This window comes from Humibacter sp., assembly GCF_035547335.1.
Taxonomy (GTDB): domain Bacteria; phylum Actinomycetota; class Actinomycetes; order Actinomycetales; family Microbacteriaceae; genus Humibacter.
Genome location: NZ_DASZVF010000045.1, coordinates 12,228 through 25,805 on the forward strand (window position 1 = coordinate 12,228; position 13,578 = coordinate 25,805).

Annotated in this window: 17 protein-coding genes and 1 other RNA gene; 7 read left to right on the forward strand and 11 right to left on the reverse strand. The window is 68.4% G+C overall.

Annotated features, from left to right (window positions below):
* Window positions 1-130: 130 nt before the first annotated feature.
* Window positions 131-607 carry an SsrA-binding protein SmpB gene (gene smpB / locus VHB92_RS09085; protein ID WP_325453429.1) on the forward strand — a complete coding sequence of 159 codons (477 nt, stop codon included), beginning with the start codon at window positions 131-133 and terminating at the stop codon, window positions 605-607.
* A 107-nt stretch (window positions 608-714) separates the two neighbouring features.
* Here the strand turns inward: smpB and VHB92_RS09090 are convergent, their stop codons facing one another.
* Together VHB92_RS09090 and clpS are read right to left on the reverse strand one after the other, a co-directional pair.
* Entirely contained in the window at window positions 715-1,251 is a 537-nt protein-coding gene (locus VHB92_RS09090; RefSeq protein WP_325453430.1) for a DUF2017 family protein, read from the reverse strand.
* A complete protein-coding gene (clpS, locus tag VHB92_RS09095) occupies window positions 1,248-1,511 on the reverse strand; it encodes an ATP-dependent Clp protease adapter ClpS (protein WP_414653095.1) in 264 nt (87 codons plus the stop codon). Before clpS ends, VHB92_RS09090 begins: the two co-directional genes overlap by 4 nt.
* Window positions 1,512-1,684: 173 nt before the next feature.
* On the opposite strand from clpS, the gene ssrA reads away from it, so the two are divergent.
* Window positions 1,685-2,077: a transfer-messenger RNA gene (gene ssrA, locus VHB92_RS09100) on the forward strand.
* Window positions 2,078-2,155: 78 nt separating this feature from the next.
* Here the strand turns inward: ssrA and VHB92_RS09105 are convergent.
* On the reverse strand, window positions 2,156-2,818 hold the full coding sequence (locus tag VHB92_RS09105) for a VOC family protein (protein WP_325453432.1): 663 nt from the start codon (window positions 2,816-2,818) through the stop codon (window positions 2,156-2,158).
* Between the two features lie 246 nt (window positions 2,819-3,064).
* On the opposite strand from VHB92_RS09105, the gene VHB92_RS09110 reads away from it, so the two are divergent.
* Window positions 3,065-3,397 carry a hypothetical protein gene (locus VHB92_RS09110; protein ID WP_325453433.1) on the forward strand — a complete coding sequence of 111 codons (333 nt, stop codon included), beginning with the start codon at window positions 3,065-3,067 and terminating at the stop codon, window positions 3,395-3,397.
* Window positions 3,398-3,567: 170 nt separating this feature from the next.
* Window positions 3,568-5,010: an NAD(P)/FAD-dependent oxidoreductase gene (locus tag VHB92_RS09115; RefSeq protein WP_325453434.1), complete on the forward strand. Its 1,443-nt coding sequence runs from the start codon at window positions 3,568-3,570 to the stop codon at window positions 5,008-5,010.
* A gap of 15 nt (window positions 5,011-5,025) precedes the next feature.
* Here VHB92_RS09115 and VHB92_RS09120 read toward each other — a convergent pair whose 3' ends face one another.
* The 4 genes from VHB92_RS09120 to VHB92_RS09135 form a co-directional block, all read right to left on the reverse strand.
* Window positions 5,026-5,412 carry a TraR/DksA family transcriptional regulator gene (locus VHB92_RS09120; protein ID WP_325453435.1) on the reverse strand — a complete coding sequence of 129 codons (387 nt, stop codon included), beginning with the start codon at window positions 5,410-5,412 and terminating at the stop codon, window positions 5,026-5,028.
* Window positions 5,413-5,427: 15 nt separating this feature from the next.
* Window positions 5,428-6,693: an Nramp family divalent metal transporter gene (locus VHB92_RS09125; RefSeq protein ID WP_325453436.1), complete on the reverse strand. Its 1,266-nt coding sequence runs from the start codon at window positions 6,691-6,693 to the stop codon at window positions 5,428-5,430.
* A 230-nt stretch (window positions 6,694-6,923) separates the two neighbouring features.
* On the reverse strand, window positions 6,924-7,301 hold the full coding sequence (locus tag VHB92_RS09130) for an SHOCT domain-containing protein (protein WP_325453437.1): 378 nt from the start codon (window positions 7,299-7,301) through the stop codon (window positions 6,924-6,926).
* Between the two features lie 13 nt (window positions 7,302-7,314).
* A complete protein-coding gene (locus VHB92_RS09135; protein ID WP_325453438.1) occupies window positions 7,315-7,692 on the reverse strand; it encodes an SHOCT domain-containing protein in 378 nt (125 codons plus the stop codon).
* A 199-nt stretch (window positions 7,693-7,891) separates the two neighbouring features.
* On the opposite strand from VHB92_RS09135, the gene VHB92_RS09140 reads away from it, so the two are divergent.
* Together VHB92_RS09140 and VHB92_RS09145 are read left to right on the forward strand one after the other, a co-directional pair.
* A complete protein-coding gene (locus VHB92_RS09140) occupies window positions 7,892-10,459 on the forward strand; it encodes a LuxR C-terminal-related transcriptional regulator (RefSeq protein ID WP_325453439.1) in 2,568 nt (855 codons plus the stop codon).
* Between the two features lie 148 nt (window positions 10,460-10,607).
* On the forward strand, window positions 10,608-10,808 hold the full coding sequence (locus VHB92_RS09145) for a hypothetical protein (protein WP_325453440.1): 201 nt from the start codon (window positions 10,608-10,610) through the stop codon (window positions 10,806-10,808).
* Window positions 10,809-10,827: 19 nt separating this feature from the next.
* On the opposite strand, the gene VHB92_RS09150 is transcribed toward VHB92_RS09145, so the two are convergent.
* Entirely contained in the window at window positions 10,828-11,622 is a 795-nt protein-coding gene (locus VHB92_RS09150; RefSeq protein ID WP_325453441.1) for an inositol monophosphatase family protein, read from the reverse strand.
* A gap of 96 nt (window positions 11,623-11,718) precedes the next feature.
* Complete coding sequence (locus VHB92_RS09155; protein WP_325453442.1) at window positions 11,719-12,261, reverse strand: AAA family ATPase; 543 nt, start codon at window positions 12,259-12,261, stop codon at window positions 11,719-11,721.
* On the opposite strand from VHB92_RS09155, the gene VHB92_RS09160 reads away from it, so the two are divergent.
* Window positions 12,260-12,823, forward strand: coding sequence for a DUF6790 family protein (locus VHB92_RS09160; protein WP_325453443.1), 564 nt, complete (start codon window positions 12,260-12,262; stop codon window positions 12,821-12,823). The genes VHB92_RS09155 and VHB92_RS09160 overlap by 2 nt on opposite strands.
* Here the strand turns inward: VHB92_RS09160 and VHB92_RS09165 are convergent.
* Both VHB92_RS09165 and VHB92_RS09170 read right to left on the reverse strand, forming a co-directional pair.
* A complete protein-coding gene (locus VHB92_RS09165; protein ID WP_325453444.1) occupies window positions 12,820-13,143 on the reverse strand; it encodes a helix-turn-helix domain-containing protein in 324 nt (107 codons plus the stop codon). The genes VHB92_RS09160 and VHB92_RS09165 overlap by 4 nt on opposite strands.
* Window positions 13,140-13,544, reverse strand: coding sequence for a VOC family protein (locus tag VHB92_RS09170; RefSeq protein ID WP_325453445.1), 405 nt, complete (start codon window positions 13,542-13,544; stop codon window positions 13,140-13,142). Before VHB92_RS09170 ends, VHB92_RS09165 begins: the two co-directional genes overlap by 4 nt.
* Window positions 13,545-13,578 lie beyond the last annotated feature (34 nt).

Sequence of the window (13,578 nt, forward strand, 5' to 3'; positions counted from 1 at the left end):
GCCCGGCACCTCGGAGGACGCGCGTCCTGACAGACCGCCGGTCGCGGTAAGCTGGTGGGCTGCCGCGCTCGGTCGAGCGAGGCATCCGAGGTCGGCGTCCGTCGGCTCCAGTTCAGACGAGAGGTGACCCATGCCCCGGGAACGTGGCCAGAAGGTGGTGGCGACGAACCGCCGCGCCCGCCACGACTACCTGATCGAGGACACCTACGAGGCGGGCCTCGTGCTGACGGGCACCGAGGTGAAGTCGCTGCGCGAGGGTCGCGCGTCTCTGGTCGACGGATACGCGTTCGTCGACGGGGGAGAGGCGTGGCTGGACGCCGTCTACATCCCGGAATACCTGGATGGGACGTGGAACAACCACGCGCCGCGGCGTAAGCGCAAGCTCCTCCTGCACAAGCAGCAGATCGTGAAGATCGCGAACAAGATCAAAGACGGCGGGTACACGATCATCCCGTTGCAGCTCTACTTCTCGGATGGGCGGGCGAAGGTCGAGATCGGTGTCGCCAAGGGAAAGCGGGAGTACGACAAGCGTCAGGCGCTGCGGGAACGCCAGGACAAGCGCGAGGCCGACCGGGCCATGGCCAGCAGGAATCACCTGGGCGAGTAGTCCCTAGGCGGCTGATCGACGCCCGCGCGCAGCGGGCGAACTAGTGCGCCGCTGCCCTCTGCCGTGGTGGGGCCCGTTCGTGAGTTATGGCCCTGGGAAGCGCCGGTTCACCGGTCTTCGGCGCCGAAAGCGTCGGCCGCCAGGGCGGTCACGAGCCGCTCTTGCGTCTCGCCCAGCCACCAGTACACGATGCGGTCGCCCGTGTCGCCGCTGCTGCCGTCGTCGTCATCGCTTTCGATGCTCAGCCGGTCGGCGATCATCAGCCTGAGGTCGGTCAGGTTGCGCATGAGGGCGAGCGACAGATCGGCGTCGGCCGTGATCGTGCGGGATGCGCTCCGTCGCCAGAGCGATCCGGATGGCTGCGCCTCTGCCCCGACGAACGCCGTCATCACGCTGCGGGCGGCCTCGCTCTTCGCCGTGACGAGATCGACGTCGGTGAGTGAGTGGAATTCTGCAGCGGCCTCCGCGTCGTCGCGGTAGGCATCCGGGAACATCCGGTCGACGCCGGCGACGCCGTCCGCGACGGCCGTGAGCCGATCGGCGAGCGCCCCGAGCAGATCGGCCTCGAGCCGAGAGAGCGTGATGAACTCGTTGTCCGAGATCGTGACCGTGAGCTCACCATCGGAACGGCGGATGCGCGTCACTTCTCGGCCCTGTCGACGGTCGCCGAGAGCCCGTAGCCGTGCATGGCGTGCACGTGCGCCTCCATCGCCTCGCGGGTGCCCGTGGCGACGATCGCCCGCCCCTCGTGATGCACTTGCAGCATGAGCTGGGTCGCCTTCTCGCGACTGAACCCGAAGTAGCTGCGGAAGACGTAGACGACGTAGGACATGAGGTTGACGGGGTCGTTCCAGACGATCGTCCGCCACGGCGTGTCCAGGCTGTGGCGGGGCGTCAGGTCCAGTTCCTCGTCGGTCCGCTCGAGAGTTCCCGGCGCTGAGTTTGAGGAAGCCACGAAACCAGATTCGCACATCCGGGCATGACATGCGCCCGGCCGTTGTTGTAGTCTTTAGAGCCGCCGTCACGGCGGATGCATCTCATCACAATTCGACAGCGCGCAACAGCGGCCCGCCTCATGGGGATGATCGGTTTCGACATCGTCTGCGAGATTACGAGAAGCGGGTCGAGGATGCAGGGTTATCTCGCTAACGCTCCCTGCAAAAAATAAGTGCCAATTCCAACAGCACTGTCTCCGCTAAGGCCCAGGTCGCTCTCGCGGCCTAGTCGTACTTAGCGACTCAAGAGACCGTCAGCCCGGGAATGCTCTCTACCCGGATCCTGGCGTCAGCTAGAGAGATTGCTTCTACGTATCGTCATGGGGCGTAGAGGGACTCCAACCGTGACTGGGTTCGTCGGATCAGCTGCCAGTGGCAAGTTCCGGAACCGAGTAAAGCGTCTTCACTGGATACGCCCGTAGAAGGCGTATGACCACAGCGATGGACGGGGGTTCAATTCCCCCCATCTCCACACGACTGAGCGTGAGGCGCGAGGCGCCTCCACCACCATTGGGTCGTTGTTGCGCGCTGCTCGAGTGTTCTCCGGTGATGCTCACCAGCCCGACCAGGTGTCGGGCCACGGCGCGATGTCCACCTCATTGCCCTCCGGGTCGGCCAGTGTCCACCATTCCGGGCCGTGGTCCCGCACGACCGAGCCGCCGGCCGCGAGTGCCGCGGCGATCCGGGCCTCCGCCTGATCGGCAGGCACGTAGAGGTCGATGTGGATGCGGTTGCGCTGGGGACGGGCGGCATCCATCTGCTGGAACCAGAAGTTCGGTGCGAGGGCGTTCTGGTCGAAGAGGTCTTCCTCGGTCGCCGTTCTCCCCAGCACAGCGGCCCAGAACGCCTGCACCTTGGGGATGTCCAGCGCATCGATCGCGATCTGGAGCGTCAGCACCTCACCGGGGTCGCTGGCGATCCCCAGCTCCTGAGCGACCTCGGAGATGCGAGCCGCGAGGCTCGCGTCGCGTTCACTCAGCCACGCGTTCGGCATCATCTCGTGCGTCATGAGCTTGACGAGCACCGCGGAGTAGCGGAGACCGATGTCGGGATGGTGGTCGGCCGCATCCGCCAAGGCGCCGATCCGGTTCACGAACTCGAGCCCCTTCGCGAACGAGCCGGTTCTGAAGTACGCGGTCGCGCCATCCGAGAGCACGCGCCAGTCGGCGACGCCAGGGAACTCGTGGAACTGCCGGGAGGTGATGGGCTCGACCATGGCCCGGAGCGTACGGCCGCACGTGTGCAGCGTCAAGCATCCTGTGCACCGCCAAGCAGCCGGGGCAGGCCAGGGAGTCTGGACAGCGGCAACCAGTCGGGCAGCGTCTACCAGTCGGGTGTTCAAGGATGCCACGTCGCGTGAGCCCGCGCCAGGCCCTTATGCCCGGCAGGTGCGCACTGTTGAATATCCGTCGAGCGGTCGGCAGTGTGCACTTCGTCGTCGATCGGAAGACGGACGGAGACCATGAAACAGCTTCTCGTCGCCACAGCCCGCATCAGCGCAGAAGACGCCGTGGCGGATGCCGTACTCGACTACGAGTGCGTGCTCCTCGAGCACCGCCGTACCGCCCGGGTTGTGATTCCGGTCTTCATGAACGAGGGCGACACGTACTGCGAGCTGATCCTCGGCAGGGGAGCGATCGATGGCTGCCTGGCGTTGCCGAACACGTCAGGCCGTCGCGTCGCAGGGTCCGAGGATGCCGTGCAGCACCTGCAGGAGCGGGCGCGCGCCGTACGCGAGGAGTTCTCGGGACCGTTCGAGGATGACTGGTACGACGAGTCGACCCACGCGGACTGAGACTTGCCCGGCCGGCGCGCATCGCGATTCCGACAGACAGCGCGGTCGTGATCGGCTAGAACGGAGGAGACGCACCGTGCGTGCGGTTTGGGGTGCGGTCTGAGGATCCCGGCGGGGACGCTCTGCGCCTCGAACGCGATTGGGAAGGACAGCCGTCGGGAAGGACAGCCGTGGAAGACGCCGTGGTCGTGGGCTCGGGACCGAATGGTCTCGCCGCGGCGGTGACGCTGGCGCGTGCCGGGCTGTCCGTGACCGTGATCGAGGGAGCCGATCGCATCGGCGGGGGGAGCACCTCGGCCGAGCTCACGGTTCCCGGCGTTCTGCACGACGTGTGCTCGGCTGTTCATCCGATGGCCCTGGCGAGCGAGTTCTTCCGCCGGTTCGAGCTCGAACGTCGGGTCGAGCTCATCGTTCCGGAGATCTCCTACGGCCATCCGCTCGAGGACGGGCGGTCCGCCATCGCCTACCGGGACCTCGAACGCACGGCGGAAGGGCTCGGCGCCGACGGGGCCGCATGGCGCCGCCTCTTCGCGCCGCTGATCGCGGACGGCGGAGCCGCCCTGGCTCATGTCATCGCGGAGCCGCTCGTGCGCGTTCCGAGGCATCCGCTCGCGCTCGCGCGGCTGGGCATCCGTGCCCTCTCGCAGGGCAGCGCACTGTGGAACAGGGCGTTCGAGACCGAGGGTGCCGCCGCACTGCTCACGGGCGTGTTCGCCCACACCATCCAGCGCATGCCGTCGCTCGGCTCCGCCGCGCCAGGGCTCGCACTCGCCGCGTTCGGCCACGCAGGAGGATGGCCCGTTCCCCGCGGCGGCAGCGGGGCGATCGCTTCGGCGCTGGCAGACGATCTCATCGGGCACGGTGGCCGCATCGAGACCGGAACCTGGGTGCGGCGTCTGGAGGAGCTGCCGCCCGCGCGGGCAACGCTGCTGGATGTCACGCCGCGCGCGTTCCTGCAGTTGGCCGGCGATCGCATGGCACGGCCGGGCCCGTACCGCAGGTTCCGCTACGGGAACGCGGCGGCGAAGGCGGACTTCGTGCTGTCGGACCCGGTGCCGTGGCGCAACGCCGAGCTGCGCGAGGCGGTGACCGTGCACGTCGGCGGCTCGCGGGAACAGCTCGCGGCGGCCGAAAGCGCGGTGGCGGCCGGTCGCCATGCCAGGCATCCGTACCTGCTCACCGCACAGCCGACACTGGTCGACCCCGACCGTGCGCCAGGACGGCACGTGCTGTGGGCGTACACGCATGTGCCAGCAGGCTCCGTCGACGACCCGACGGAGGCGATCGTGTCACGCATCGAGGAGTTCGCGCCTGGTTTCAGAGACACGATCGTCGCCAGCGCCGGCCGCAGCGCACTGCAGCTGCAGGCGCACAACCCGAACGATGTGGCGGGAGACATCTCCTCGGGCTCCGTGAACTTCCAGCAGTTGATCGCGCGTCCCACGTTCGGCCCGGATCCGTGGCAGACGCCGCTGCGCGGCGTGTACCTGTGCTCGGCGTCGACTTCGCCCGGGCCTGGTGTGCACGGGCTCTCCGGATGGAACGCGGCGCGGCGCGCGCTGCGGCGCGAGTTCGGCATCTCGAAGGAACCAGACCTCTCGCTAGGGTCCTGAGACGCACGCGAGCGGTCAGTGCGCCTCGAGGGCCTTGGCGCAGTCGATGCACAGCTCCGCGTAGGGACGAGCACGCAGCCGCGCGACGCCGATCGGCTTGCCGCAATTGACGCACACGCCATACGTGCCGGCCTCCAGGTGCGCGAGCGAGTGGTCGATGGCCGCGAGCTCCACCTCGAGGTCGTCGTGCAGCCCGGTGAGCTGCGACCAGGTCGCGGCCATCGTCGGGCCCTCCGGATCGTGCTCGTCGTCGGCCTGTCCGCCCGAGCGGGCTTCACGCGCGTCGCTGAGCGAGGCATCCAGCCTGCCCTGCCTGGCCAGCACCTCTCGCCGCCGCGCATCGAGCGCGTCGTGGAACTCGCGTCGCTGAGCGGCCGTCAGGCTTCGTCGCACGGAGGGCACGCGCTGATCGTAGTCCTAGACCGCGCCGGTGGCGGTGAGTGCGATCAGCGCGCCGTTCAACGCGACGATCGCGATGACGGCCGCGATCGCTGCGAGTCGGAGTGGCATCCGGTTCGCGAATGTGCCCATCGTTCCGGTGCCAGACGTGAACCAGACCAGCGGGATGACGGCGAACGGGATGCCGACGCTCAGCACGACCTGGCTGACCACGAGGGCCCAGGTCGGGTTCACACCGATCCCCAGAACGATCAGCGCGGGCACCAGCGTGATGGCACGGCGGGCGAGCAACGGGATGCTCATGCGCAGCAGCCCGGACATGACGGATGCGCCCGCGTAGCATCCCACCGAGGTGGACGCGAGGCCCGAGGCCAGCAGGCCGATGCCGAACACCACCCCGATGGCCGGTCCCAGCGCCTGCGTGATGGCCTGGTGGGCGCCCTCGATGCTGCCGGTGCCGCTGACACCGGGAAGGCTCGCGGCGGCGAGCAGCAGCATCGCGATGTTCACGGAACCGGCGACGACGAGCGCGAAGATCACGTCCCAGCGGTTCGCGCGCAGAAGGCGGCCGATTCGCCGCGGGTCGTCCGAGGCCCCGTGCCTGTCCAACGCCAGAGCCGAATGCAGGTAGACCGCGTGCGGCATGACGGTCGCGCCCAGCATGCTGGCGGCCAGCAGTATCGACTGCGAGCCTTCGAACCTGGGCACGATGCCGGCGGCGGCCGCGCCCCAGTCCACCGGACTCACGGCGAGCGACGCCACGAATCCGATGGTGATCACGGCCAGCAGCCCCATCATGACGAACTCGAACGTGCGTTGTCCTCGTCGCGACTGCACGGCGAGGATGCCCATCGACACCAGCCCCACGACGAGGCCGCCCGCCAGAAGCGGCAGCCCGAAGAGGATCTGCAGCGCGATCGCGCCTCCGATCACCTCGGCCATGTCGGTCGCCGCCGCGATGATCTCCGCCTGCGCCCAGTAGAGGAGACGCGCGGTGCGCGGCATCCGCCTGCCCAGCAGCTCGGGGAGGCTGCTTCCCGTGACGATGCCGAGCTTGGCGGAGAGGTACTGCACGATCACGGCCATGACGTTGGCGGCGATGAGCACCCACACGAGGAGGTAGCGGAACTCGGCGCCCGCGGTGAGGTTGGCCGCCACGTTCCCGGGGTCGACGTAGGCGATGGCCGCGACGAACGCCGGTCCGATGAGCCACAGGAGCCGGCGTTCCTCCGGTTTCGAGGAACGGGTGGCGCCGTCCACGCGTCGCACGGACTCCTGGGTCATCGCCACCGGCCTCACCTGGTACGTGGAAAGTTAGATTGGTCTAACTCTTTAGGTATAACAGGCTGAACGCGGCCGTGCGACCGTGAACCCGATGGTGCCTCCGGTGCTGGGATGCGCGAGCGGCGCTGCCGGAGCAGGTGCGGCCCGGGCGGATCCGACGGCCTGCCATGGCGAAGTCCGAGGGGACCGCGACGAAACGTCCCGGTCCCCTCGAGCGCACGCTGGGTGGTTCAGTACCTGCCGGTGAGCGCCTTGTTCTTGATTGCCTCGAACTCGCCCTGCGAGATGGCTCCCTGATCGAGGAGCGCTTGCGCCTGCGCGATGTCGCTCGCCGGGTTCGCCGACGGCCGTGGCCGATACGAGTCATCCTCGGGTACGACGCCCCGACGGCGGCGTGCGCGCTCCGCCATGCCGCGGCCCCTGACCACGATGTACACCAGCGCGGTGAGGAACGGCACGAAGACGAGGAAGATGATCCAGAGCGCCTTCCACCAGCCGTTGAGCGTGTGGTCGGAGAACAGATCGAACAGGATGTAGAAGACCGCGATGAGGTACGCGGCGAAGAACAGGATGTCGAGCGACATCCAGAACAGGGTCCAGAACGTCATGTCGCTGCTCCCGTCAGGCGAGGATCTTGGCCTTCAACGAGGCGTACTCGTCTTGGGTGATGGTGCCGTTGTCGAGCAGCTGCTTCGCCTTGGCGATCTCGTCGGCAGGTGACGCACCGGCGACCTGCTTGATGTAGTCATCCGTCGCCCGCTGCACCTGCCGCTGCTCTCTCGCGCTGCGCTCGGCCATGCCGCGCCCTCGCGCAATCAGGTAGACGAGCACCGTGAGGAACGGGACGAAGATCAGGAACAGGATCCACAGCGCCTTCCACCATCCGTTGAGCTTGTGATCGCGGAACAGGTCGGCGACGATCGCGAACAGCGCGAACAGATACGCGACGAACGCGAAGCTCCAGAAGATGATCCAGATCACGTTCCAGAAGTTGTCCAACGCACAGGTCCTTTCTCCACACCCGAGGGGTACTGACACAGTCGCCGCGCCTGCGGCCCGACTCAGTAAACCGTCAGGAGAGCGGCCGAGGTACACCTCGTTCGGGTGATCTCTGCGCGCGGTCGTGCGAATCCGGCTCTACCTGCACACCCCGGCGTGCGGATAGTGTGGCGGTGTTCATGCCGGCAGGGGGAGTCGCATGTCGACGAGCAGAGAACGCGCGGCCGGATCGGCCATATCAGCACAGTCACCAGACGCGACTCGCGTCGCTCCTGACCTCTCCGGGCTTCCGTCCGAGGTGCTGTTCGAGATCGAACGTCCGCGCCTGGACGAGCCCATGGCGCAACTGGCACGTGGCGACCGACACACCCTCGCCGTCTGGGCGGCAGCGGGGGCAGGCAAGACCGTGCTGATGGCGCACTGGGCCCGGGCTCTCGCCGCGCGCGGCGAGCTCGTGCACTGGATGCACGGCGGCGGTCTGCCCGACGCGGCCGGCAGCCTGCACACGGCATCGAGTCCCGTCTTCCTCTTCATCGACGACGCGCATCGCATCACGTCCACCAGGGCGAGGGCGGCTCTTACCGCCCTCCTTGACGACTCGACGGGACGGATCCGCGTCGTCGTCGGCGGAAGATACGCTCCGGTACCGGGTCTCGCGCACCTGCAGGCATCCGGGCGCCTGCTCGAACTTCGTACCGATGACCTCGCCTTCGACAGCGATGAGGTCGCGCTGCTCGCTTCACGCTGCGGCGTTCCTTTGGAGGAGCCGGCCGCCAGCGCCCTCGCTACCCGCACAGCGGGCTGGGCCGCCGCGATCGGCCTCGCGATGCCGTGGCTCGCCCGGACTCCCGACTCCTCCGCGGCGGTCGAGGAGTTCACGGGAGACGACGGCGCGGTCGCCGACTTTCTCATCTCGGAGGTGCTCGCCGGCCTCGACGAGACGACCAGGAGCATGCTGACGGCCGTGGCCGTCGATCGGTACGTGCCGTTCGAACTCGCCTCGCGGCTCTGCAACAGCGGCGAGGTCGCGGAGGTCGCTCGCCGCGTTGCGGCATCCCACGCGCTCATCACCATCAGCGCCAACGGCATGAACTTCCACCCCGTTCTGCTGGCGTTCCTCCAGGCCGAGGCGCGCAGAGCGGATCCTGCAGCTGCAGTCCGCACACGCACGATCGCCGCCTACTGGTACGCCGCACACGAGCGCGCGGCCGACGCGCTGCAGCAGGCGATCGACTCCGGCGACCTCGAGGTGCTGACCGACATGCTGTCCAGAGTCGGGCTCGAGCTCGCTCTTGCCGGGCACAGCAGGCTCATCGCCGCTGCGCTTGCCGGCCTCGCTCAGGAGGACGAGGAGCCCTTGGTCTCGCTCGTGCTCCGGCTGCTTCTGGATGCTCCGACCTTCGCGGATGCGCGGCGCGCGCACCATCTGGTGGCACAGGCGGAGAAGGCGGCGGCCGGGCCGCTGGGTCCGGGTGGCGGCGCGTGGGTGGTCGCGCTCGACGCCGTTCGGTGCTTCATGGGCGTGCGGGAACGGCCCTCGTTTGCCGGCGCGTCGAGGCTGATCGACGCGACGGCGATGCGCGAACGGCAGACGAACCTGGGCCTGGACCTGCTGTGCGCCACGGCCGAGGGATGGCTGCTGGCCACGATTGGAGAATCCGAGCGGGCCAACGGCGTTCTCCACGACGTACGGGTCTCGGCGCACCGAGCCGGTCTCACTTGGCTGTTCCTCGTCGCGAGCGAGTTCTCCATCGGCATCCTCAGCGAGCTCGGCCGATGGGACGAGGCCGTCGTGATCGAGGACCGGCTGGTGGAGGCCGCCGACAGGTTCACCTCACCCGCTCGCGACCGGGTGCGGCGCAGGGTGGAGGTGGTGGCCGCCAAGCGGAGGTACCTGCGGTGCGCCGAGACCGACTCGCTGGCGCTAGGCGAGGTCGCGGCATCCGATCCCCTCGGCCTCGACCCCGAGCTGAGCGTGGCGGCGCGCATGTTCGAGCTGCTTCCGCAGCTCGACAGAACCCGCAACCCCCGACGCCCTCTTGACGAGATCGAGCGTCTGATGCGCGAGACGGGACCCTACGTGCCGCGCATCCTCGCGCTCGCGGCGCCCCGCATCGTCGCGACGCGACTGGGCCTCGACGGCCGCGCACGTGCGAAGGAGGCAGCGGAGGTCGTCAACTCGGTTCTCGGCGCCGACTCTCTGGAGGCCGCCATCGCTCGTTACGTGCTCGCCGCGCCGTCGCGCACCACGGACCAGGCGGCACGGCAACTGGAGGATGCCGCGGCGAGCACGCGCGCATGGCATCCCGCCTCGTTCGTCACCGCCGCGTTGCTGCTCGCGCGCTCTGCCGAAGAGAACGGACGCACGGGCGAAGCGGATGCGCTGACCACGCGTGCCATCGAGCTCGCCGTACGCTACCGGACCGAGCGGCCGTTCCTTGCGCCCGCTGTCGACGGGATCGGACTCGTGCGCGCCCGCCTCGGCAGGTTCGGGCATCTCGAGGACGAAGCGAGACGCATCGCGGCGTGCGCTCCGCCGGAGACCCTGGGCTACCCGACCGACGCACTCGTGATCGAATCGCTCACGGCGAAGGAACGCGAGGTGCTGGCCGAACTCCCCGTGCATCAGTCGGTCGCCGAGATCGCGCAGCGTCACTCGTTGAGTGTGAACACCGTCAAGACGCACCTGCGCAACATCTACCAGAAGCTGGGCGCATCCGACCGCAGTGAGGCGGTCGCGGTGGCGCAGAGCCTCGGGATCATCTGAGCACCTGCAGATTCCGGCACCGTGGGGGAGACCGCGGCCTCGTTACCCCTCGATGGGAGCGCCACCGACCGGTCAGCGGGAATCACCCGCGCTAGGTGACGCGTGCGTTCCCGCGCTGCGTCAACCTGAACACACGGGGAGGTGCGGAGTGAAGCGCTACGAGATCCGTCTTCCCTATCCCCGAAGCGACCGCCTCGCCGCGGCGTTCCCTGAGATGGAGGCCGTGCAGCTGGGGCCCAAGACGACCGTCCTGGTCGGCACGCTCTGCGACCAGACCCAACTGCACGGGCTGCTTGCTCGCATCGCGGACCTCGGCCTGGAGATCGTCGAGGTGCGGCAGGACGGCTGAGCCTTCGCTCGGCTGCCGTCTACTCGGCCAGAAGCCCTAGCACCTCGTCGTGCACGGCTCCGTTCGTCGCGACCGCACTGCCGTCCCACAGCACGTCACCGCCCTCGGCAGCCGTGAAGCGCCCTCCCGCCTCCTCGACGATGGGCACGAGGGCGGCGACGTCGTACGGATGCACGCCGAACTCGGCGACCACCTCGATGAGTCCTTCCGCCAGCAGGGTGTAGGCCCAGACATCCCCGTACGCACGGTCGCGCCACACGATGCGGCTCAGCGCGATCAGGTGGTCGAGGTGGCCGGAGCGATCCCACTGCTGGATGCTCTGAAAGCTGATCGCCGCCTCCGCGAGCGCACGGATGCCCGACACGCGCAGCCGTACCGGCTCGCCCCCCGTTTCGGCCGCCCACGCCCCACTGCCGGTCGCCGCCCACCAGCGCTTGCCGAGAGCGGGGGAGCTGGCCACGCCCACAACCGGTCTGCCGTCGACGACCAGCGCGATGAGCGTGCCCCACATGGGAAGGCCGCGCTCGTAGCTGTGGGTCCCGTCGATCGGGTCGATGATCCAGCTGCGGTGCGCCGCCCGCGGGTCGTCGCCCGCGTCGCCGTACTCCTCACCGAACACGGCATCGCCCGGACGTTCCGTGCCGATCAGCTCGCGGATGGCGCGCTCGACGGACCGGTCAGCATCGGTCACGTGGGTGCGGTCCGGCTTGGTCGTCACATGCAGGTCGTTCGCTCTGAAACGGGCCGCGGAGACGGCGTCGGCGGCATCCGCGAGCCGGAGGGCGAACTGCAGGTCGTCGTCGAGTTCGGGCACGAGCGCAAGCCTATCGAGCGGAAGGGCCGCGTCATCCGGTGCGCCGGGCGCAAGGGCCGGAGTCGCGATGCGCGCGAAGCGTCGGCGCCGTGCGCTTCACCCGTCCGCGTCAAGGAGGTCGAGGATGAGGCCCGTGGTCTCAGCAAGCGACCCTCCGGCGTCGACCCACACGGCCTTCGGGCGAGATGTCCGAAGGCCTTCCAGCGATTTCGCGAGGCGCACGGCGTCGGCAGGGCCGACGAGGCGATTGTTGACGTCGTGCTCCGGCCGGTCAGCTCTGATTCGACGTGCGCTGAGACGTGCCGCGAGCGTGGCGGCATCCGCGTCCAGCACGAACTCGTGGAACTGCGCGCCGCAGTCGTGTGCGACGTGCTCCAGCTCCTCGATGAAGGCGGTTCTCGGGAGGTATTGCCCGATCACGACGTCGAATCCGGAGGCCAGCTGTTCTCGCGTGAGCGCGACGGCCAGGCGTCGCGCCTGGAGCCCCGAGCGGACCGCATCCTCGTCCCAACGCTCGAGTGCGTGCTTGAGCACATCCACGTCGAGTGCGAGCGTCAGCGCCTTCTCTCTGGCGACGGCGCTCGCCAGAGAAGACTTGCCCGATCCCGGGGCCCCGTTGATGAGGATCAGGTTCGGCATGACGACGAGCGTAACCACGGATTCGACGGCGGCGCGGTCTGCGCCGCTCGGCGTGGGAGCGTTCGTCGAGGAGACTGGCGCCATGGGCTACTTCATACTGGTGAGTGCGCAGACGATCGTTCTGCCCATCGTCTGCAGCGTCATCGAGCTTGCGACGGTCGGAGGCGACGACCCCGTTCTGGTCTTCGGCAAGTGGTGGGTGTTCTGGGGAGTGGGCACGCGTCTGCTGGTCGCGGGAGTGGCGCAGATATCGGGGCGGGCGCCCACGTCGGCCATCCTCGGGGCGGCACAGCCCAGCGTTCAGGAGAAGCAATTGACGCGCGAACTCGGCTCGGCGAACATCGGCATGGGAATCGCCGGGCTCCTCGCACTCGTGCCCGGATGGGAGCTGCCAGCGGGAGTCGCGGGAGGCGTGTTCCTCCTCACCGCGGGTGCGATGCACTTGGCCAAGAAAGTTAAGAATCCGATGGAGACTTTCGCCACCTTGACCGACCTGATCGTCGGCGGTGTGGTCGTCGTTCTCGGGGTCGACGTCGTCATCCGGGCGATCGTGGCCCACTAGTCGTCCGCGGTCCTCCCGGCCTCCCGCGCCGGGCCGTACGGCACCCCGTCGCGGCCCCAGCGTGCCAGCGCGACGATCGCTTCGCGCAAGGCGCGACCACGATCGGTCAGGGCGTAGGCCCTGGTGTTGTGCCGCAGGGGCAGACGGATGAGCACCCCGGCCTCTTCGAGCTCGCGCAGACGAAGGGCGAGCATGTGCGTTCCGACGCCGAGGTCGCGCTGCAGATCGCCGTACCGCTGTGGCCCGTCGAGCAGCCGCTCGACGATGAGCAGCGCCCACCGAGCCCCCACGATCTCGAGGGCCGCGGCGAGATCGCTCACGCGGTGGGCTCGGCGTCGACCTTCATGCAGAACGGCGAGTAATGGTAGCCGTCGGGGTCGTCGAACTGCCGCTGGTACATGAAGGGATAGTCGTCGGTGTCACCGATCCGGCCGCCGGCGGCGCCGGCGCGCTCGATGAGCTCGTCCACCGCCTCCCGGCTGCCGAGATCGAACGAGACGGTGACCTTGGATGGGGTGTCCGGTCCGCCGATCAGCTCCTCGACGCCACCGACGCTGGCGTACATCTCGCGGCTGCCGAGCATGACGTACTGCTCCGGCGCGATCGCGAAGCAGGACACGTTGTGGTCGGACATCTCGGCGTTGAGAGTCCACCCGAGGGCTGTATAGAAGGCGGTCGCCCGTTCGACGCTCTCGACCGGGCAAGTGATGAAGAGGTTCATGGGGCTCACACTTCCAAAATGGAAGTGTGAAGGC

What these genes read in the sequence shown, in the direction of transcription:
- smpB (WP_325453429.1), top strand. Translation starts at nt 131, where the DNA reads ATGCCCCGGGAACGTGGCCAGAAGGTGGTGGCGACGAACCGCCGCGCC.
- VHB92_RS09105 (WP_325453432.1), bottom strand. Translation starts at nt 2,818, where the DNA reads ATGGTCGAGCCCATCACCTCCCGGCAGTTCCACGAGTTCCCTGGCGTC.
- VHB92_RS09110 (WP_325453433.1), top strand. Translation starts at nt 3,065, where the DNA reads ATGAAACAGCTTCTCGTCGCCACAGCCCGCATCAGCGCAGAAGACGCC.
- VHB92_RS09125 (WP_325453436.1), bottom strand. Translation starts at nt 6,693, where the DNA reads ATGACCCAGGAGTCCGTGCGACGCGTGGACGGCGCCACCCGTTCCTCG.
- VHB92_RS09130 (WP_325453437.1), bottom strand. Translation starts at nt 7,301, where the DNA reads ATGACGTTCTGGACCCTGTTCTGGATGTCGCTCGACATCCTGTTCTTC.
- VHB92_RS09140 (WP_325453439.1), top strand. Translation starts at nt 7,892, where the DNA reads ATGTCGACGAGCAGAGAACGCGCGGCCGGATCGGCCATATCAGCACAG.
- VHB92_RS09160 (WP_325453443.1), top strand. Translation starts at nt 12,260, where the DNA reads ATGACGACGAGCGTAACCACGGATTCGACGGCGGCGCGGTCTGCGCCG.
- VHB92_RS09155 (WP_325453442.1), bottom strand. Translation starts at nt 12,261, where the DNA reads ATGCCGAACCTGATCCTCATCAACGGGGCCCCGGGATCGGGCAAGTCT.
- VHB92_RS09170 (WP_325453445.1), bottom strand. Translation starts at nt 13,544, where the DNA reads ATGAACCTCTTCATCACTTGCCCGGTCGAGAGCGTCGAACGGGCGACC.